Raw genomic sequence first — 19,658 nt, forward strand, 5'->3', positions numbered from 1 at the left:
AAACATCTGAACTGCGGCCGGCGGGTTATTTTTTTAAAATCCCCCGTTACCCCCGGGGGCGGTTCGGGGGGCGCGGCGCCCTCACCCCCCACCGGGGGGGGGGGGGCCCCCCCCGCCCCCCCCCCGCCGTCGTGTCTCACGCCTCCAGGATGTCGAAGCCCTTGTATCCCGCGGCCGCGACCTCGGCGATGATCTCGCCGTAGACCCCGAAGCCGCCGACGAAGGGCATGAACACCCGCGGCCTGCCCTCGATATTGGCGCCCAGGTACCACGAATTCGCCTGGGTCATCAGCGTTCCCGCCGCCCTGGTCGCGCATTGGCCGACCCAGTCCGCCACCGCGTCCGGCCTGGCCTCGAGCGCCACCGCGCCCCGGCCGTCGAGGAAGCCGATGGCCTCGGCCACCCAGTCGACGTGCAGCTCCGAGTGCAGCACCATGTTGGCCAGCACCGACGGGCTGCCGGGACCGGTCAGGTTGAACAGGTTCGGGAAGCCCGTCATGCCCAGTCCCAGATAGGTCTTCGGCCCCTCCGCCCACGCCGCGTTGAGCGACTCGCCGCCGCGGCCGACGATGTTCATCCGCGACACCGAGCCGGTCATCGCGTCGAATCCGGTGGCCAGCACCAGGGTGTCGAGTGGGTAGTGCGCGCCGGTGGTGTGCACGCCGGTGGCGTCGACGCGGTCGATCGGGGTCGCCCGCAGGTCGACCAGCTCCACGTTGGCGCGGTTGTAGGTCTGGTAGTAGTTCGTGTCGGTGCAGATGCGCTTGGTGCCGATCGGGTGATCCCGCGGCACCAGCAGGTCGGCCACCCGCGGGTCGTCGATCACCGCCCGCACCTTCTCCTCCCAGAACTCGCGCGCGGTGTCGTTGGCGGCCAGGGTCACCAGCTGATCGGGGAAGGTCTTGCTGAACAGCACGCCGCCCAGCGCCCAGCGCTGCTCGTAGGCCTCGCGCAGTTCCCGCTCGTCGACGTCGAGCGCGGACTGCGGGTGCGCCTGGTGCGGGGAGCCGCCGCCGCTGGCCATCGACAGCCGCCTGCGCTCGGGGTAGTTCGCCTTCTGGGCCCGCCGGTCCGCCTCGCTCAGCGGCGTATTGCCCGCGGGCACACTGTAATTGGCGGTGCGCTGGAACACGTGCAGCTGCTCGGCCTGCTCGGCCAGGCACGGGATGGTCTGGATGCCGGAGGAACCGGTGCCGATGACGCCGACCCGCTGCCCGGTGAGGTCGACACCCTCGTGCGGCCAGTGCGAAGTGTGCAGCACGCGCCCGGCGAAGGTGTCGAGGCCGTCGATGGCCGGGGTGTTCGCGTTCGACAGCGGACCGGTGGCCAGCACGACGAAGCGGGCCGACACGGCGCGGCCGGTGTCGGTGTCGACCTGCCAGCGCAGGGTCTGCTCGTCGAGCACGATATCGGTGACGCGAGTACCGAATTCGATGTCGCGGCGCAGGTCGTAGCGGTCGGCGACATGCTCGAGGTAGGACAGGATCTCGGGCTGGGTGGCGTACTTCTCGCTCCAGTTCCACTCCTGCTGCAGCGCGTCGTCGAACGAGTACGAGTAGTCCACGCTCTCCACGTCGCACCGCGCGCCCGGGTAGCGGTTCCAGTACCAGACGCCGCCGACGCCCTCGCCTGCTTCGAACACCCGCACGGTCAGGCCGCTGCCGCGGAAGCGGTGCAGCGCGTACAGGCCGGCGATGCCGGCCCCGACGACGACCACGTCGACGTCGGCCTGGCCCTTCACTGATGCCGATGGGGTCTCGGGGTTCACAGTGCCTACCTTTCGATGGAGACCGGTTCTCTGCCAGCGACGCTAAGGACGCGCGGGGCGCGTGAGCAGATGTCCTTCCCGCTGACCGGCACGTTCGCGCATCGATCGCCTCCCGGTGATCGGGACGGCCCGCACCGTGACCGGCGTCACCGCACCTACCGTCATCGGCACTACGAAGCGGTACCAGGAGGAAACAGTGGTGGACTGGAACGACGAGGTGGACGTGCTGGTCGCGGGCTCGGGCGGTGGCCTGGCCGGCGCCTACACCGCCGCCCGCGAGGGGCTCAGCGTCGCGGTGGTCGAGGCGACCGACAAGTTCGGCGGCACGACCGCGTACTCGGGCGGCGGTGGCGTCTGGTTCCCGTGCAACCCGGTGCTGGAGCGGGCGGGCACCGACGACACCCTCGACGACGCGCTCACCTACTACCGGGCCGTCGTCGGCGACCGCACGCCCGACGAGTTGCAGCAGACCTACGTCCGGCGCGGTCGCGACCTCATCGAATACCTCGAAGCCGACAACCATTTCGAGTTCCAGATGCTGCCCTGGCCGGACTACTTCGGTAAGGCGCCCAAGGCCCGGCTCGACGGGCAGCGCCATATCATGCCGAGCCCGCTGCCCGCCGCCGAACTGGGCGAGCTGCGCGAGTCGCTGCGCGGACCGCTCGACACCGACCGGCTCGGCGCTCCCCTGCCGGAGCTGCTGATCGGCGGCCAGGCGCTGATCGGGCGCATGCTGCGCGCGCTGTCGACCTACCCGCACGCGAAGCTGTACCTCGAGTCGCCGCTGGTGGAACTCGTGGTCGAGGACGGCGTGGTGACCGGCGCGATCGTCGAGCGCGAGGGTGGCCGGTTCGCGATCCGGGCCCGGCGCGGCGTGGTGCTCGCGGCGGGCGGCTTCGAGCAGAACGCGGAACTGCGCGCGCACTACGGCGTGCCGGGCGAGGCCCGCGACACCATGGGTCCCTCGGGCAATCAGGGTCTGGCGCACCAGGCGGGCATCGCGGCGGGCGCCGACACCGACCTGATGGATCAGGCGTGGTGGTCGCCGGGCCTGACCCATCCGGACGGGCGCTCGGCGTTCGCGCTGTGGTTCACCGGCGGCATCTTCGTCGACCAGGAGGGCAACCGGTTCGTCAACGAGTCAGCGCCCTACGACCGGCTCGGCCGCGACGTGATCCGGCAGATGACCGAGCGCGGCCTGACGCTGCCGTTCTGGATGATCTACGACGACTCCGAAGGCGAGGTGCCGCCGATCAAGGCCACCAACGTGTCCATGGTCGAGACCCAGCAGTACGTCGACGCGGGCCTGTGGCACACCGCCGACACCCTCGCCGAGCTGGCCGCGAAGATCGGCGTGCCCGCGGCGGCGCTCGAGGCCACCGTGGAGCGGTTCAACGGCATGGTCGCCACCGGGGTCGACCCGGACTTCGGGCGCGGCGACGAGGCCTACGATCGCGCCTTCTCGGCCGGCGAACCGCCGCTGGTGACCATCGAGAAGGGCCCGTTCCACGCGGCGGCGTTCGGCATCTCCGACCTGGGCACCAAGGGCGGTCTGCGCACCGACAGCGCGGCCAGGGTGCTCGGCCGCGACGGCGCGCCGATCCAGGGCCTGTACGCGGCGGGCAACACCATGGCCGCGGTCAGCGGCGAGGTCTACCCCGGCGGCGGCAACCCGATCGGCGCGTCCATGCTGTTCAGCCACCTCGCCGTGCGGCACATGCTGGGCGAATGAGCCCACCCGGGTCCCTCCCGCTGGCCGGGAGGGACCCGTCCCCACCGACCACCGAGTGTGGTTCGGTTCACATATCCCCTCTTCTCGACATTTCAGGAGCAACACGATGGCTTCAGCGGACGACATTCGCGCGACGGTGCGCAAATATGTGGAGGCCGTCGGCAGCGGGACGGCTGCCGACATCGTCGCCCTCTACCGCGAAGACGCGACGGTGGAGGACCCGGTCGGCACCGAACCGCATGTCGGCCACGCCGCGATCACCACGTTCTACGAGGCCATCGAGCCGCTGAAGCGGTCGGCGGAACTGTTCACCGTGCGCGTCGCGGGCAACAGCGCCGCGTTCAGCTTCCGGGTGGTCACCGAGTTCAACGACCAGAAGTTCACCCTCGATCCGATCGATGTCATGACCTTCGACGAGGACGCCCGCATCACCAGCATGCGCGCGTTCTGGTCCCAGGACGACATGGTCGTCGGCTGAGCGGGGCGAGAGTGACTGCGACCGAACAACACTGGGATCACGAAGTCGGCTTCCTCGTCGTCGGCAGCGGCGCGGGCGGGCTGACCGGCGCGCTCGCCGCCGCCGATCGCGGGCTGGACACCCTCGTCATCGAGAAAGCCTCGGTGTACGGCGGCAGCACCGCGCTCTCCGGCGGCGGTATCTGGGTGCCGAACAACCCGACGCTGCTGCGCGAGGGCCTCGGCGACTCCCGCGCGGACGTGCGGGCCTACCTCGACGCCGTCGTCGGCGACCGGGTGCCCACCGCGAACCTGGACGCCTTCATCGACGAGGGCCCGCGCATGCTCGCCTTCCTCGAGACCAGCCCGCACCTGCGGTTCCAATGGTGCACCGGCTACTCCGACTACCACCCCGAGGCGCCGGGCGGACGGCCAGCGGGCCGGTCCATCGAGCCGCTGCCGGTGGACCTCAAGCAGCTCGGCGAGGACGAGGATCTGCTGCGCCCGGCCGCGCTGGCGACCCCGCCCGGACTGTTCATCACCTCCAAGGACTTCGTCCAGCTCAACATGGTGACCCGCACCTGGAAGGCGCGCTGGACCGCGCTGCTGACCGGCCTGCGGGCGGTCAAGGCGATCCTGCTGCGCAGGCACATGGACACCCTCGGCCGGGCGCTGATCGCGCGGCTGCGGCTGGCCCTGCGCGACGCGGACGTGCCGCTGTGGCTGAACACGCCGCTGCGCTCGCTGATCACCGACGAGACCGGGGCGGTGCTCGGCGTCGTCGCCGAACGCGACGGCCGCGAGATCCGGATCCGGGCGCGCGACGGTGTCCTGCTGGCCACGGGCGGTTTCGAGTACAACCAGGCCATGCGCGAGCGCTACCTGCCCGCGGGCGGCAGCGACAACTTCAGCGCGGCCTCGGCCGACAACACCGGTGACGGCATCGTCGCGGGCGAGCAGGTCGGCGCCGCGGTCGATCTGATGGACGACGCGTGGTGGATGCCGTCGTTCCAGCGGCCCGACGGCATCAACCAGGTGCTGGTCTCGGAGCGGTCGATTCCGCGCTCGATCATCGTCGACAGCTCGGGGCAGCGCTTCACCAACGAGGCGTCGCCGTATGTCACCTTCGTACACGCCCAGCTCAAGGGCAGCCACGATCCCGCGTGGCTGATCTTCGACACGAAGGCCAAGAGCCGCTACCCCATCGGCGGCATCGTGCCGGGGCAGAAATTCCCCAGCTCGTGGACCTCGAGCGGGCTGGTGCGCAGCGCCCCCGACATCGAGGGCCTGGCCACCGAGATCGGAGTTCCGGCCGCCACGCTGCGGCAGACCCTCGACCGGTTCAACGGATTCGCCCGCGACGGGCACGACGCCGACTTCGGTCGCGGTGTCAGCGCCTACGACAACTACTACGGCGACCCGACGCTGTCGGTGCCCGCGCTCGACGTCCTGGACAAGGGCCCGTACTACGCGCTGCGCGTGCGCATCGGCGACCTCGGCACCAAGGGCGGTCTGGTCTACAACGCCGACGCCCAGGTGCTGCGCGCCGACGGCTCGGCCATCCCCGGCCTCTACGCCGCGGGCAACACCTCGGCCGCCGTGATGGGCAACGACTACGCCGGCGCGGGCGCGACCATCGGCCCCGCGATGGTGTTCGGCTATGTCGGCGCGCGGCACGCCGCCGGTGAGCGCTGAGGCGGGCACAATGCATCCCGTCGAATGCGCGACCTGCGGAAACAAGGTGCTGGCCGAGAAGTTCAGTCCCAGCCACACCAGCGTCCAATGGCTCGACGACGCCGAGTCCGCGTGCCCGGAGTTCGCCCGGCGCGCGGCCCTCGGCGAGCCGAGCAGCTGGATCCCCACCTGCGCGGCGCTGCGCGATTCGATCGAGAACGCGGTCCGCAAGGGCGAATTGGCGACCGATCAGTTGCGGCACGAGCCGGTTCCCGGCCGGCTCGGCTGACCCCACACACCTAGGAGAGACGACTCATGAACAGACTCGACGGCCACCGGACACTGGTCACCGGCGCCGCGTCCGGCATCGGGCAGGCCACCGTGCTCCGGCTGCTCGACGAAGGCGCCCGGGTGGTCGCCGCCGACGTGTCGGCGGACGGGCTCGCGGCCACCCAGGCCCAGGCCACCGAACGCGGCACCGCCGACCGGCTCACCACCCTGACCATCGACATCGGTGACGAGCAGTCGGTGATCGACGGCGTCCGGTCCTCCACCGAGACCCTCGGCGGCCTCGATTCGCTGGTGAACGCGGCGGGCATCCTGCGCGCCTCGCACACCGAGCAGACCTCGCTGGAGCTGTGGGACCTGATCCTGCGGGTCAACCTGACCGGCACCTTCCTGGTCGTCCGCGAGGCGCTGCCCGCGCTGCTGGCCAACCCGCGCGCGACCGTGGTGAACTTCAGCTCCACCTCGGCCGCGTTCGCGCACCCGTACATGGCGGCCTACGCGGCGAGCAAGGGCGGCATCCAGTCCTTCACCCACGCCATCGCCCTCGAATACGGCGGCAAGGGCCTGCGCGCGGTGTGCGTCGCGCCGGGCAGCATCAAGTCCGGCATCACCGACGCCACACCCGGTTACGTCCCCGCGGACGCCGACTGGGCCCTGTTCTCGAAGCTGTCCCCCGCCCTGCCGACCGACCTCGAGTCCGGCGGCGCGGGCATGGGTGACCCGACGGCGGTCGCGGGCGTGATCGCGATGCTGGTCTCCGAGGACGGCGCGTTCATCACCGGCACCGAGATCCGCATCGACGGGGGCACGCACGCATGACCGACCTGAGCTACGAGGGCACGCTGCGCGAGATCCGCACCGACGCGGGCGTGCTGCGCTACCACGAGGCGGGCGACGGTCCGCCGCTGCTGCTCCTGCACGGATCGGGCCCCGGCGTCACCGGATGGCGTAACTTCCGCGGCAATCTCGCGACGTTCGCCGACCGATTCCGCTGCCTGGTCCTGGAATTCCCCGGCTTCGGGGTGAGTGACGACTTCGGCGGGCACCCGATGGTCACCGCGCTCGACGCGGTGGTCCGCTTCGTCGACGCGCTGGGCCTGGACAGTGTCGACATCATCGGCAACTCGATGGGCGGCGGCGTCGCGCTCAACTACGCGATCGCGCACCCGGAGCGGGTCGGCAAGCTGGTGACGATCGGCGGCATCGGGCGCAACCTGTTCAGCCCGGGCCCCGGCGAGGGCATCAAGCTGCTGCAGGAGTTCACCGAGGAGCCCACCCGCGAGCGGCTGGTCCAGTGGCTGCACTCGATGGTCTACGACCCGGCCATGGTCACCGACGAACTCATCGAGGAGCGCTGGACCCAAGCCACCGATCCGGCGACGCTCGACAGCGCGCGCCGGATGTACAGCAAGGCCGCGTTCGCGATGATGGTGCGGGCGATGGAGGCCTCGGACGCGCCCCCGCCGTGGGCGATGCTGCACAAGGTGGCTGCCCCGACGCTGATCACCTGGGGCCGCGACGACCGGGTGAGCCCGCTGGATATGGCGCTGATCCCGATGCGCACGATCCCGCGCGCCGAACTGCACGTGTTCCCGAACTGCGGGCACTGGGCGATGATCGAGCGCAAGGACGAATTCGAGTCGGCGGTCCTGGCTTTCCTGACCCGGAAGGATGCCGACCGGACGGCGTGAGCGCCGGTCCTGAAACCCCCTGTGCGCTGGACGGGAGGAGTCCTCACTCCCCTTCCGTATCCAACATATAGCGCACAGGGGGTCTTGCCGCAAGGCCCCGGTGCTGCCGCATAATCGTCCGCCGAAGCCAGAAGCTGCGGAAACGAGTGTGATCGACGCGCTCCGCCGGGATCGGTGAACCGGGAAAGTGAGGGCAGGTGTCAGCTCAGGGGTATCAGGACGAACTGCGGTCCGAGCAGCAGTACGTGGACGGGCTCTACGCGCGGCTCGACGCCGAGCGGGCCCGGGTGAAGGGCCGCTACCGCGCGACGCTGCGCGGCAAGGGCGTCTCGGCCATGGACCGGGACGCCGAGGCACGCGCGCTGGCCAAAGAGGCCGCGCGCTTGGACGTGGCCGACAACGGGCTGTGCTTCGGCCGGCTCGACGCGCTCTCCGGCGCGGTGTCCTACATCGGCCGCATCGGCCTGTTCGACGAGGCGAACGAGTTCGAGCCGCTGCTGCTCGACTGGCGCGCGCCCGCCGCGCGGGCGTTCTATGTCGCGACCGCCGCCACACCCGAGGACATGCGCAGGCGTCGCCAGTTCCACACCCGCGGCCGCCGGGTGACCGACTTCACCGACGAGGTGCTCGGCAGGCCCGACGGCGACGCGCGCGGTGACGCGGCACTGCTGGCGGCGGTCGACGCGCCCCGCGGGACGGGCATGCGCGACATCGTCGCGACGATCCAGGCCGAGCAGGACGAGATCATCCGGCTCGACCATCCCGGCGTCCTGGTGATCGAGGGCGGGCCGGGCACCGGCAAGACCGTGGTGGCGCTGCACCGCGTCGCCTATCTGCTCTACACCCAGCGCGCGCGGATGGAACGCCAGGGCGTGCTCGTGGTCGGGCCCAATCCGGCGTTCCTGCACCACATCGCGCATGTGCTGCCGTCGCTGGGCGAGACCAATGTGGTGTTCACGACCACGGGCGACCTCATGCCGGGGCTGCACGTCACGGCCGAGGACGCGCCCGAGGCGGCACGGCTCAAGGGTTCGCTGCGCGTCCTCGACGTGCTCGCGACGGCGATCGCGGACCGGCAGCGACTGCCGGTGGACCCGATCCCGATCGAGCTCTCCGATGTCACCGTGCGCATCGACGCCGACACCGCGCAGTGGGCGACCGAGGAGGCCCGCGCCAGCGGACGGCCGCACAACGAGGCGCGCGAGGTGTTCCGCGAGATCGTCACCTATGTCCTCACCGAGCGCGCGATCGGCCGGATCGGTCAGGGCTGGCTCACCCGCGACGACCGCGAGGCGTGGGAGCAGCTGCGCGCCGACCTGGTCGCCGAACTCGCCGACAACCCCGCGTTCACCACGGCGCTGGACGACCTGTGGCCGCTCCTGACACCGGAAACGCTGCTCTCCCAGCTGTATTCGTCACACGATCGGCTGCGGGCGGCGGGCGCGGACGCCGCGCTCTATCGCGCCGACGGCGCCGCCTGGACCGTGTCGGACGTGCCGCTGCTCGACGAACTCGTCGATCTGCTCGGCAGGCACCAGCCCGTCGACGACACCGCCGAGCGGGCGGCGAAGGCCGAGGCGGCCTATGCCGCACGGGTGCTCGAGAACATGGTGAACCGCGAAGACCACATGGACGACGAGGACCACCTGTTCGCCCAGGACATGCTCTTCGGCGAGGATCTGGCCGAGCGCTTCCTCGAACGCGATACCAGGGAGCTCGCCGAACGCGCCGCGGCGGACCGCGAGTGGACCTACCGGCACGTCGTCGTCGACGAGGCGCAGGAGCTGTCGGAGATGGACTGGCGGGTGCTGATGCGCCGCTGCCCGGGCAAGTCCTTCACGATCGTCGGCGATCTCGCGCAGCGTCGCTCGGCGGCCGGGGCGAGTTCGTGGGCCTCGATGCTGGAGCCGTATGTCCCTGGCCGCTGGGCCTATCGGGCGCTGACCGTCAACTACCGCACGCCCGCCGAGATCATGGCCGTCGCCGCGGCGGTGCTCGCCGAGTTCGCGCCGGAGGTGCGGCCGCCGGAATCGGTGCGCGCGTGTGGCGTCGCGCCGTGGTCGCGCCGGGTGGACGCGGACGAACTCGGCACGGCCATCGAGGAATTCGTGCGCGCGGAGTCCACCAGGGCGGGCACGAGTGTGGTGATCGGTCCGCCCGGGGTGCCCGGCACGGTCACCGCGTCGGAGACCAAGGGCCTGGAGTACGACGCGGTGCTGGTCGTCGAGCCGGCGCGGATCCTCGCCGACGGACCTCGGGGCGCGGCCGAACTCTATGTCGCCCTCACCCGGGCCACCCAGCGCCTCGGCGTCCTGCACCACGGCGAACTCCCCCGGTCCATGACGGGGCTCGCCGGGCTCGTGCCGACCCGCTGAGATCCGCGGAAGAGCCGGGGCGACAGTCGCTGTCGCGGTGGTGCGGTCCCCGTCTCGAGGGCCGCACCACCGCATCGTTCAGCGCTGGGTCGAGCCCGCGTCGACGGGCAGCGTCACCGCGGTGATGTAGCGGGCCTCGTCGGAGGCCAGGAACAGCGACGCGTTGGCGATGTCGACGGGATCGACCCACGGGATCGGCAGCATGTTCATCGTCACCGCCGCCTCGGCGAACTCCTCGCGCGTCGGATGTTCGCGGTCGGGACGGAACACCTTGCGCACCATGTCGTTCTGGATCATCGGGGTGTCGACATTGGTGGGGTGCACCGAGTTGACCCGGACGTGGTGCGGCGCCAGCTCTTTGGCGAGCGAACGCATCAGGCCGACCACACCGTGCTTGGCGGCGGTGTAGTGCGCGACGCCGACCAGTCCGCGCAGGCCCGCGATCGAACTGGTCAGGATCATCGCGCCGCCGCCGCGGGTGAGCAGGTGCGGGGTGGCGGCCTTGCAGGTCTGCCAGACGCCGGTCAGGTTGACGTCGATCATCGTGTTCCACTGCTGTTCGGTCAGTTCCAGCGCGCCCGCGCTGGAACTGATCCCGGCGGTGGCGCAGACGATGTCGAGTCCGCCCAGCTCGGCGACGGCGGCGTCGACCGCCGTCCGCAGCGCGGCGCCGTCGCGGACGTCGACGGTGGCCGCGACGATCCGGGCGCCCGTCGCCTCGACCGCGCGCACGGTCTCGGCGAGGTCGTCGGGCGTCGCGCCCGGCGACACCACGGTCTCGACCGGTCCGCAGATGTCGACGGCGACGATGTCGGCGCCCTCCTCGGCCAGCCGGATGGCCTGGGCGCGACCGATGCCGCGCGCGGCGCCGGTGATCAGCGCGATCTTGCCGGAAACCCGTCCCATGTCACACCTTCTGAGTCAGTCCGGCATCCACCACGAGCTGGGTTCCCGTCACGTAACGGGACTCGTCGGATGCGAGGAAGAGCACGGCATTGCTGATGTCGACCGGGTCGACCCACGGCACGGGCAGCACCGTGCGCTGGGCCAGGGCCTCGGCGGCGTCGGCCTGGGTGGGGTTGGCCAGGTCGGGGCGCAGCTTGGCGTACACGGCGTCGTTGAGGATCATCGGCGTCGCCACCGAGCCGGGGTGCACGGTGTTGACCCGGATGCCGCGCGGGCCGAGTTCGTTGGCCAGGGTGCGGGCCAGCCCGACCACCGCGTGCTTGCTCGCCGAGTAGTGCGAGGCGGTGGCCGCGCCGGTGATGCCGTTGGTGGAGCTGACGACGACGATCGAGCCGCCGTCGCTCAGCGCCGGGACACCGGCGCGCACGGTGTGCCACATGCCGGTGAGATTGATGTCGATGGTGCGCTGCCACGCCTCGTCCGTCAGCTCCCAGGACAGGGCGAGGTCGCTGTAGATGCCGGCGTTGGCGACGATCACGTCCAGGCGGCCCAGCGCGGCGACGCCGTCGGCGACCGCCACGTCCAGGGACGCCTGATCGCGGACGTCGGCCGCGGCGGTGACGCACACCCGGCCGAGGGCTTCCACCTCGGCGGCCGTCTGCGCCAGGCCCGCCGCGGCGGCCTCGATGTCGACGGCGATGATGTCGGCGCCCTCCTCGGCTAGCCGACGGCAATGGGCGCGGCCCATTCCCCCGGCCGCGCCGGTCACCAGCGCGACGGTGTTCTGCATGCGGTTCATCGGGCGCCCCCGGGAGATCGAGTGTCCACGAGCCCGACGCTAGGTTCGCCGCCGCCGCCACCGGCCCGGTTCTTCCCGGTCAGTGGACAGTGCGCGGTGATCTCCCGGCCACCGGGATCGGCGGCCCGCGCGGTACGCCTGAGCTGCGACGGTGGCCACGCAAGACCGGCTCTGTGATCGAGGAGGACACCAGTGACGAGGGCGACTGTCGACGTTCCGCGTGGCTCGCGGGTGGTGACGCTGCGCGTGGCGGCGGTGATCGAGGAAACCGCGGACGCGCGCTCGCTCGTGTTCGAGGTTCCCGAGGACGCCGCCGACCGGTTCGCCTACCGGCCGGGTCAGTTCCTGACCCTGCGGATCCCGAGCGAACGGCCCGAGCCGGTCGCCCGCTGTTACTCCCTGGCGAGCTCACCGTTCACCGGCGAACCGCCGCGGGTCACGGTCAAGCGCACCGCCGACGGCTACGGCTCGAACTGGTTGTGCGACAACGTCTCCGTCGGCGACACCCTCGACGTGCTGCCGCCGCAGGGCGCCTTCACCCCGGCCTCGCTCGACACCGATCTGCTGCTGTGGGCGGCGGGCAGCGGCATCACTCCGGTGATGTCGATCCTGCGCTCGGCGCTGGCGCGCGGCACCGGCCGGGTGGTGCTGTTCTACGCCAATCGCGGGCAGGAGTCGGTGATCTTCGCCGAGGAACTGCGCGAGCTGGTGGCGCGGCATCCGGGCCGGGTGCACGTGGTGCACTGGCTGGAATCGGTGCAGGGCCTGCCCACGGCCGCCCAGCTGGCGGAGTTCGCGGCGCCGTACGCGTCCTACGAATCGTTCGTGTGCGGGCCCGGCCCGTTCATGGCGGCGGTGACCGAGGCGCTGTCGGGCGCGGGCTGGCCGCGGGAGCGGATCACCACCGAGGTGTTCGTCTCGCTGTCCGGTGATCCGTTCGCCGACCCCGAGCCGATCGCCGACGCCGACGCGGCCGACGCCGCGCAGGTCGAGGTGGAGCTCGACGGCACCGTGCACGCGCTGAGCTGGCCCCGGTCGCGCACCCTGGTCGACGTCATGCTGGCCGACGGTCTCGACGTGCCCTACTCGTGCCGCGAGGGCGAATGCGGGTCGTGCGCCTGCACCGTCGTCGACGGCGCGGTGTCCATGGGCCCCAGCTCGATCCTCGATCAGGAGGACATCGACGCCGGCTACACCCTGGCCTGCCAGGCCAGGCCGACCACCGATTCGGTGCGCATCCGCTTCTGACCGAGAGGTGCTCTGTGGCAACCGATACCGCGCGCTCCGAGGTCGGGTTCGGCTCGGAGCGCGGCCCCGTGCTCGCCTCCCTCATGCTGGCCACCGGCCTCGTCGCGCTCGATTCGACGATCCTGGCGACCGCCGTCCTCTCGATCACCGACAGTCTCGGTGACTTCGCGCTGTTCCCCTGGCTGTTCACCAGCTACCTGCTCGCCCAGGCGGTCACCGTGCCGATCTACGGCGCGCTCGCCGACACCTTCGGCCGGAAACCGGTGATGCTGTTCGGCGTGGCGGTGTTCGCGCTCGGCTCCCTGCTGTGCGGGGTGGCGACCAGCATGGTGGCGCTCATCGTGTTCCGCGCGGTGCAGGGCATCGGCGCCGGGGCCATCCAGCCGACCACCATGGTCATCGCCAGTGATCTCTACACCCTCGCCGAACGGGCCACCGTGCAGGGCTATCTGGCCGGGGTGTGGGCGGTGACCTCGGTGACCGGCCCGCTGCTGGGCGGGATCTGCGCCGACTATCTCGGCTGGCGCTGGATCTTCCTGATCAACCTGCCGCTGGCCGCGCTGGCCGCCTGGATGCTGGTCCGCAACTTCCACGAGTCCGCGCCGCGCCGTCGCCGCAGCATCGACTACGCGGGCGCGGTGCTGCTGACACTCGGCGCCGGGGCCCTGGTCCTGGGTCTGCTCGAAGGCGGTCGCGCCTGGGCGTGGGGATCGCCGACCGGGCTCGCGGTGTTCGGGCTCGCCGCACTCGCGCTCGTCCTGTTCGTCGCGGTCGAATCCCGGGCCGCGCACCCGATTCTGCCGCTGTGGGTGTTCACCCGGCGGGTGGTGGTGGCGAGCAGTGTCGCCGCCATGCTCGGTAGCGCCCTGCTGTTCGGGTTCACGACCTATGTGCCGATGTTCAATCAGGGTGTGCTCGGTACCAGTGCGCTGGTCGCCGGGCTCGTCACCGGTGGCCTCACGCTGGGCTGGCCGCTGGCCGCCGCCCAGGCCGGAAAGGTCTACCTGCGCTTCGGTTTCCGCACGTGCGCGGTGCTGGGCAGTACGGTGGCCGCGCTCGGCACGGCCACGATGCTGCTGCTCGGCGAGAACTCGCCGCTGTGGCAGGTGGCTCTCTCGTGCTTCGTCGTCGGCGCCGGCATGGGCCTGGTGGCCACACCGTCGTTGATCGCGGCGCAGACCAGCGCGCCGTGGTCCGACCGCGGCGTCGTCACCTCGGCCACCATGTTCGCGCGGTCGCTGGGCAGCGCGGTGGGGGTCGCGGTCTTCGGCGCGATCGTCAACGCGCGGCTGGCCGGTGTCGGCGCGCCCTCGCCGCAGACGTTGTCCGCCGCCGTGCATCTGGTGTTCGCGACCATCGCGGCCATGACGCTGGTGCTGGTCGCCGCGTGCGCGGTGATTCCCCGCCGGATCACGCAATTTCCTGCCCATCCAGCGGGAACACCCGAGGTCGCCGAGCCGGTGGACGGCGAGCATGGGTGGGCATCACCAGAGGAGAAGAGGGAGCCAGGATGCTGACAACCAGCGTGCGCGCCGAGCTCGCCGCCGAATTGGCGCGGGCGGAGCTGGATCGGGTGGCCGTGTCCCCCATCGCCGACCGGTATCCGGCTATCGATGTGGTGGACGCCTACGAGATCCAGCTGCTCAACATCCGGCGCAGGCTGGAGGGTGGCGCGAAGATCGTCGGCCACAAGGTGGGGCTGTCGTCGAAGGCGATGCAGGAGATGATGGGCGTCGACGAGCCCGACTACGGTCACCTGCTCGCCGAGATGGAGGTCTTCGAGGACGTCCCGGTCGACACCTCCAAGTACCTGCTGCCGCGGGTGGAGGTCGAGGTCGGGTTCGTGCTCGGCGCCGATCTGCCGGGCGAGGACTGCACCGAGGCCGACGTGCTGGCCGCGACCGTCGCCTACGCGCCCTCGATCGAGCTCATCGATTCGCGCATCAACGACTGGAAGATCGGTCTGACCGACACCATCTCCGACAACGCCTCCTCGGCGGGTTTCGTGCTCGGCAAGGAGCGCGTCGCGCCCGGCGACATCGATATCAAGGGCATCGACGCCGTGCTCACCCGCAACGGTGAGGTCATCGCCGAGGGCCGCAGCGACGCGGTGCTCGGTGATCCGGTGATCGCGGTCGCGTGGCTGGCGCGCAAGGTCGCGACCTTCGGGGTGCGGCTGAAGGCCGGTGACGTGGTCCTGCCCGGCTCCTGCACCCGCGCCATCGACGCCCGCCCCGGCGACGATTTCCTCGCCACCTTCACCGGACTCGGTTCGGTCCGTTTGTCTTTCGCCTAGCCAAGGAGGCTCGACGTGTCCAACGGGACAGTCACCGCCGCGATCGTCGGATCCGGCAACATCAGCACCGACCTGCTCTACAAGCTGCTGCGCTCGGACAAGATCGAGCCGCGCTGGATGATCGGCATCGACCCCGATTCCGAAGGACTCAAGCGGGCACGCGGGCTGGGTCTGGAGACCTCCGCCGAGGGCGCGGACTGGCTGCTGGCCCTCGACGAGAAGCCCGACCTGCTGTTCGAGGCCACCTCCGCCTACGTCCACCGGGCCTACGCGCCGAAGTACGAGGCCGCGGGCATCCGTGCCGTCGACCTCACCCCCGCCGCGGTCGGCCCGGCCGTGATCCCGCCGGTCAACCTGGACTCGCTGCGTGACGCGGCGAACGTCAACATGATCACGTGCGGTGGCCAGGCCACGATTCCGATGGTCAACGCGGTCTCGCGGGTCGTGCCGGTGTCCTACGCCGAGATCGTGGCCTCGGTGTCCTCGGTCTCGGCCGGTCCGGGTACCCGCGCCAACATCGACGAGTTCACCAAGACCACCTCCAAGGGTGTGGAGACCATCGGTGGCGCGCAGCGCGGCAAGGCCATCATCATCCTGAACCCGGCCGAGCCGCCGATGATCATGCGCGACACCATCTTCTGCGCCATCCCCGAAGACGCCGACCGCGACGCGATCGCCGAGTCGATCTTCCGGATGGAGAAGTCGATCCAGGAGTACGTGCCCGGCTACCGCCTGCTCAACGACCCGCAGTTCGACGACCCGTCGCTGGTGTCCGGTGGCTTGGCGAAGGTGTCGATCTTCGTCGAGGTCGAAGGCGCGGGCGACTTCCTGCCCCCGTACGCGGGCAACCTCGACATCATGACGGCCGCGGCCACCAAGGTCGGCGACGTGCTGGCCGATCAGATCATCTCGGCTCGGGTGTAAGGAGTTCACATCATGGTTTTCTCAGCTGATCTCGACATCCGCGTCACCGATACCTCCCTGCGCGACGGCTCGCATCACAAGCGCCACCAGTTCACCACCACCGAGGTCCGTGACATCGTCACCGCCCTCGACGGCGCGGGTGTCCCGGTCATCGAAGTCACCCACGGCGACGGCCTCGGCGGTTCCTCGTTCAACTACGGGTTCTCGAAAACCCCTGAGCAGGAACTGATCAAGGCTGCCGCCGAGTCGGCGAAGCAGGCCAAGATCGCCTTCCTGATGCTGCCGGGCGTCGGCGTGAAGGAAGACATCAAGATCTCTCAGGACAATGGCGCCTCGATCTGCCGTGTCGCGACGCACTGCACCGAGGCCGATGTCTCGGTGCAGCATTTCAAGTTCGCCCGCGACCTCGGTCTCGAGACGGTCGGCTTCCTGATGATGTCGCACAGCCAGCCGCCGGAGGCGCTGGCGAAGCAGGCCAGGATCATGGCCGATGCCGGCTGCCAGTGCGTCTACGTCGTCGACTCGGCCGGTGCCCTTGTCCTGGAACAGGTCTCGGACCGGGTGTCCGCGCTCGTCGCCGAGCTCGGTGAGGACGCCCAGGTCGGCTTCCACGGCCACGAGAATCTCGGCCTCGCCGTCGCCAACTCGGTCTACGCCGTGCGCGCCGGCGCCACCCAGATCGACGGCTCCGCCCGCCGCTTCGGCGCAGGCGCGGGCAACCTGCCCGTCGAAGCCTTCATCGGCGTCTGCGACAAACTCGGCATCAAGACCGGCGTCGACTTCTTCGCCGTCACCGACGCCGCCGAAGACGTCGTCCGCCCCGCCATGCCGTCGGAATGCCTCCTCGACCGCCAAGCCCTCATGATGGGCTACGCCGGCGTCTACTCCAGCTTCCTGCGCCACGCCGAACGCCAAGCAGAACGCTACGGCGTCTCCGCGGCGCACCTGCTCGTCCGCGCGGGTGAGCGCAAGCTCATCGGCGGCCAGGAGGACCAGCTGATCGACATCGCCCTGGAACTCCAGCGCGAAGCCACCGCGTAACCCCCGGGTGCCGCGGGGCAATCCGCCGCGGCACCCGGCTCAGCGCTGGTGCAGGGACTCCTCGGTGTCGTAGCCCAGGGTGACGTCGTGGGTGATCTCGCCGCGGGTCACCGAGACCTGGCTGGCGACCGGGGGGTAGCCGCGGGCGACGACGGTGTACTCGCCTTCGGGCAGGTCGGGGACCAGGTACTGGCCCTTGTCGTCGGTGCGGGTGGTGGCGGCCGGGTCGCCGCCGGCGTCCAGGACGGTGATCTGCACGTCGGCGACCGGGCGGTCGCCGTCCACCCAGGCGGAGCCGACCAGGATGGCCATCGGCTCCAGGTCGATGTCGTGGTGCAGCGAGCCCGTCTCGGGAACGGTCAGCGCGACCGCCGACGGGCGCATGTGGTCGGCGACCGCGACCAGCGTGTAGGTGCCGCTGACGACGTCACGGCACACGTACGCGCCGTCCTCGCCGGTGATCGCGGCGCCGACGACGTCACCCTCGGGATCGGTGAGCGTCACGGTCGCGCCGAGCAGCGGTTCGCCGCGCCGGGCCGAGCGCACGATGCCGGTGAGTTCGCCCGCGCCGACGAGCATCAGGTCGACGTGCAGGGCCCGCTCCCCCATCGACACGCTCACCGCCTCGGGCTGGTGACCCGCCGCCGCGGCGATCAGGACGTAGTTGCCGGGCTGGGGCGCTTCGATGACGTAGGCGCCGTCGGCGTCGCCGTTGCCGCGCGCCACCTGGTGCCCGTGCTGGTCGATGAGCGTGAGCGTGGCCGAGGGCACCGGACGGGAGTCGTCGCGGCGCAACAGTCCGGCGATGACCCGACCGGTCGCGGCGGGCCGCAGCGAATCGACCATCTCGTGCGCGTCGTGCAGGCTCACATCCCGCAGCAGGGTGCCGTCGGAACCCTCCTCGGGCACCGGATCCTCGCGCAGCGGAATCTCTTTCATGAACACCAGCACCAGGCAGGCCACCACCGCGAGATCGGCGGCGAGCAGGAACACCCCCTGCATGGCGTCGGTGAATCCGGTGAGGATCGGCACCCGCAGCGCGTCGGGCAGCCCCGCGATCCCGGAGGTGTCGCGTTGCAGGGCGTCGAGACCGGCGGCGTCGAGGCCCGGCGGCAGGCTGCCGCCGAAGGCCGCCAGGATCGAGCCGGGCAGCCGGTCGAACAGCACGGTCAGGAAGACCGCGACGCCCAGCGTGCCGCCGAGCTGCCGGAAGAAGGTGGCCGCCGCCGTCGACACGCCCATCTCGGTGCGCGCCACCGCGTTCTGCGCGGCGATGATCAGCGTCTGCATGCAGCCGCCGAGGCCGAATCCCATGATCGCGCTGTAGGCCAGGGGCTGCCACAGCGGCCCGTCGTAGCCGACCCGGGCGAACAGGGCGCAGCCGATCGCCAGGATCAGCGCCCCGAGCACCGGCAGCACCTTGTAGCGCCCGGTGGCCTTGGTGATCAGCCCCGACAGCTGGGCGCCGACCATGATCCCCAGCACCAGCGGCAGCATCAGCAGACCCGCCTCGGTGGGCGAGAAACCACGGACCACCTGCAGATACTGCGGCACCATCGTGATCGCGCCGAACATCGCGACGCCGACGAGGAACCCGCCGAGGATGGCGATGCTGAACGTCCGGCTGCGGAACAGGCGCAGCGGGATCAGCGCCGCGTCCTTCATGACGAACTCGACGATCAGGAACAGCAGCAGCCCGCCCGCGCAGATTCCGTAGCACAGCAACGACTTCGGCGAGGTCCAGCCCCACATCCGGCCCTGTTCGGCCACGATCAGCAACGGCACCACCCCGACGACGAGGGTGAGCGCGCCGAACCAGTCGATCCGGCTGGGCCGGCGGACGTGGCGCACATTCAGCACCTTGGCGACCACGACGAACGCCAGGACCCCGACCGGCACGTTCACCAGGAACACCCAGCGCCAGCCCTCGATCCCGCCGAGACTCTCGTAGTCGGACAGGAACCCGCCGACCACCGGGCCGAGCACCGTCGCGATGCCGAACACCATGAGGAAATAGCCCTGGTAGCGGACCCGCTCCCGGGCGGGCACGATATCGCCGACGATGGTGAACGCCAGCGACATCAGCCCGCCGGCGCCCAGCCCCTGGAAGGCGCGGCAGGCCGCCAGCTGGTACATGGTGGTCGCGAAGCAGCAGGCGGCCGACCCGAGCACGAACAACGCGATCGCCAGCAGATAGAACGGTTTGCGGCCGTAGATGTCGGCGAGTTTGCCGTAGAGCGGGGTGGTGACCGTGGCGGTGATCAGATAAGCCGTTGTCGCCCAGGCCTGTTCGTCGAATCCGTCGAGGCTGTTCGCGATCCGGACGATCGCGACGCTGACGATGTTCTGGTCGAGCGCGGCGAGGAACACCCCGAGTAGCAGGCCGGACAGAATCGTGAGCGTCTGGCGATGCGTGAGGCGTGGTTCGGCAACGACGGTATCGGTCATGGAAAAGCCCTG

16 protein-coding genes are annotated in these 19,658 nt (G+C 70.5%); 12 read left to right on the forward strand and 4 right to left on the reverse strand.

Going from position 1 to position 19,658, the window contains the following annotated elements:
• Nucleotides 1-136: 136 nt before the first annotated feature.
• On the reverse strand, nt 137-1,768 hold the full coding sequence (locus ACFVW6_RS34790; protein ID WP_387793674.1) for a flavin-containing monooxygenase: 1,632 nt from the start codon (nt 1,766-1,768) through the stop codon (nt 137-139).
• 196 nt (nt 1,769-1,964) lie between these two features.
• Here ACFVW6_RS34790 and ACFVW6_RS34795 point away from each other — a divergent pair, with 196 nt between their 5' ends.
• From ACFVW6_RS34795 to helR, 7 genes are all read left to right on the forward strand, one after another.
• Complete coding sequence (locus tag ACFVW6_RS34795; protein ID WP_387793676.1) at nt 1,965-3,500, forward strand: FAD-binding protein; 1,536 nt, start codon at nt 1,965-1,967, stop codon at nt 3,498-3,500.
• 106 nt (nt 3,501-3,606) lie between these two features.
• The gene (locus ACFVW6_RS34800; protein WP_355284503.1) at nt 3,607-3,978 is read left to right on the forward strand and encodes a nuclear transport factor 2 family protein; all 372 of its coding nucleotides are present in this window, start codon (nt 3,607-3,609) and stop codon (nt 3,976-3,978) included.
• Between the two features lie 11 nt (nt 3,979-3,989).
• Nucleotides 3,990-5,651: an FAD-binding protein gene (locus ACFVW6_RS34805; RefSeq protein ID WP_387793678.1), complete on the forward strand. Its 1,662-nt coding sequence runs from the start codon at nt 3,990-3,992 to the stop codon at nt 5,649-5,651.
• A 10-nt stretch (nt 5,652-5,661) separates the two neighbouring features.
• A complete protein-coding gene (locus ACFVW6_RS34810; protein WP_355284508.1) occupies nt 5,662-5,919 on the forward strand; it encodes a hypothetical protein in 258 nt (85 codons plus the stop codon).
• 26 nt (nt 5,920-5,945) lie between these two features.
• Entirely contained in the window at nt 5,946-6,737 is a 792-nt protein-coding gene (locus ACFVW6_RS34815; RefSeq protein WP_387793680.1) for an SDR family NAD(P)-dependent oxidoreductase, read from the forward strand.
• Nucleotides 6,734-7,609: an alpha/beta fold hydrolase gene (locus tag ACFVW6_RS34820; protein WP_387793682.1), complete on the forward strand. Its 876-nt coding sequence runs from the start codon at nt 6,734-6,736 to the stop codon at nt 7,607-7,609. The genes ACFVW6_RS34815 and ACFVW6_RS34820 overlap by 4 nt, the downstream gene beginning before the upstream one ends.
• Nucleotides 7,610-7,806: 197 nt before the next feature.
• Nucleotides 7,807-9,984 carry an RNA polymerase recycling motor ATPase HelR gene (gene helR / locus ACFVW6_RS34825; RefSeq protein ID WP_387793684.1) on the forward strand — a complete coding sequence of 726 codons (2,178 nt, stop codon included), beginning with the start codon at nt 7,807-7,809 and terminating at the stop codon, nt 9,982-9,984.
• Between the two features lie 78 nt (nt 9,985-10,062).
• On the opposite strand, the gene ACFVW6_RS34830 is transcribed toward helR, so the two are convergent.
• Nucleotides 10,063-10,890, reverse strand: a complete 828-nt coding sequence (locus ACFVW6_RS34830; protein ID WP_387793686.1) for a mycofactocin-coupled SDR family oxidoreductase — start codon at nt 10,888-10,890, stop codon at nt 10,063-10,065.
• 1 nt (nt 10,891) lies between these two features.
• Nucleotides 10,892-11,689 (reverse strand): mycofactocin-coupled SDR family oxidoreductase, encoded by a 798-nt coding sequence (locus tag ACFVW6_RS34835; protein ID WP_355284521.1) that lies wholly within the window; start codon nt 11,687-11,689, stop codon nt 10,892-10,894.
• Between the two features lie 192 nt (nt 11,690-11,881).
• Here ACFVW6_RS34835 and ACFVW6_RS34840 point away from each other — a divergent pair, with 192 nt between their 5' ends.
• Genes ACFVW6_RS34840 through dmpG form a run of 5 tightly spaced genes read left to right on the forward strand, consistent with a single transcriptional unit; the run spans nt 11,882 to nt 17,198 of the window.
• Entirely contained in the window at nt 11,882-12,937 is a 1,056-nt protein-coding gene (locus ACFVW6_RS34840; RefSeq protein WP_387793688.1) for a 2Fe-2S iron-sulfur cluster-binding protein, read from the forward strand.
• Between the two features lie 14 nt (nt 12,938-12,951).
• Nucleotides 12,952-14,454, forward strand: coding sequence for an MDR family MFS transporter (locus ACFVW6_RS34845; RefSeq protein WP_387793690.1), 1,503 nt, complete (start codon nt 12,952-12,954; stop codon nt 14,452-14,454).
• On the forward strand, nt 14,448-15,233 hold the full coding sequence (locus tag ACFVW6_RS34850) for a 2-keto-4-pentenoate hydratase (RefSeq protein ID WP_387793692.1): 786 nt from the start codon (nt 14,448-14,450) through the stop codon (nt 15,231-15,233). Before ACFVW6_RS34845 ends, ACFVW6_RS34850 begins: the two co-directional genes overlap by 7 nt.
• A gap of 15 nt (nt 15,234-15,248) precedes the next feature.
• Nucleotides 15,249-16,157 carry an acetaldehyde dehydrogenase (acetylating) gene (locus ACFVW6_RS34855; protein ID WP_387793693.1) on the forward strand — a complete coding sequence of 303 codons (909 nt, stop codon included), beginning with the start codon at nt 15,249-15,251 and terminating at the stop codon, nt 16,155-16,157.
• Nucleotides 16,158-16,169: 12 nt separating this feature from the next.
• Entirely contained in the window at nt 16,170-17,198 is a 1,029-nt protein-coding gene (dmpG, locus tag ACFVW6_RS34860) for a 4-hydroxy-2-oxovalerate aldolase (protein WP_387793695.1), read from the forward strand.
• Nucleotides 17,199-17,237: 39 nt separating this feature from the next.
• Here the strand turns inward: dmpG and ACFVW6_RS34865 are convergent, their stop codons facing one another.
• Nucleotides 17,238-19,646, reverse strand: a complete 2,409-nt coding sequence (locus ACFVW6_RS34865; protein ID WP_387793696.1) for an MFS transporter — start codon at nt 19,644-19,646, stop codon at nt 17,238-17,240.
• Nucleotides 19,647-19,658: the final 12 nt, after the last annotated feature.

It is taken from the genome of Nocardia sp. NPDC058244, assembly GCF_042882065.1.
In the GTDB taxonomy this organism is placed as follows: Bacteria; Actinomycetota; Actinomycetes; order Mycobacteriales; family Mycobacteriaceae; genus Nocardia.

What these genes read in the sequence shown, in the direction of transcription:
- ACFVW6_RS34800 (WP_355284503.1), top strand. Translation starts at nt 3,607, where the DNA reads ATGGCTTCAGCGGACGACATTCGCGCGACGGTGCGCAAATATGTGGAG.
- ACFVW6_RS34810 (WP_355284508.1), top strand. Translation starts at nt 5,662, where the DNA reads ATGCATCCCGTCGAATGCGCGACCTGCGGAAACAAGGTGCTGGCCGAG.
- ACFVW6_RS34815 (WP_387793680.1), top strand. Translation starts at nt 5,946, where the DNA reads ATGAACAGACTCGACGGCCACCGGACACTGGTCACCGGCGCCGCGTCC.
- ACFVW6_RS34820 (WP_387793682.1), top strand. Translation starts at nt 6,734, where the DNA reads ATGACCGACCTGAGCTACGAGGGCACGCTGCGCGAGATCCGCACCGAC.
- ACFVW6_RS34830 (WP_387793686.1), bottom strand. Translation starts at nt 10,890, where the DNA reads ATGGGACGGGTTTCCGGCAAGATCGCGCTGATCACCGGCGCCGCGCGC.
- ACFVW6_RS34835 (WP_355284521.1), bottom strand. Translation starts at nt 11,689, where the DNA reads ATGAACCGCATGCAGAACACCGTCGCGCTGGTGACCGGCGCGGCCGGG.
- ACFVW6_RS34850 (WP_387793692.1), top strand. Translation starts at nt 14,448, where the DNA reads ATGCTGACAACCAGCGTGCGCGCCGAGCTCGCCGCCGAATTGGCGCGG.
- dmpG (WP_387793695.1), top strand. Translation starts at nt 16,170, where the DNA reads ATGGTTTTCTCAGCTGATCTCGACATCCGCGTCACCGATACCTCCCTG.
- ACFVW6_RS34865 (WP_387793696.1), bottom strand. Translation starts at nt 19,646, where the DNA reads ATGACCGATACCGTCGTTGCCGAACCACGCCTCACGCATCGCCAGACG.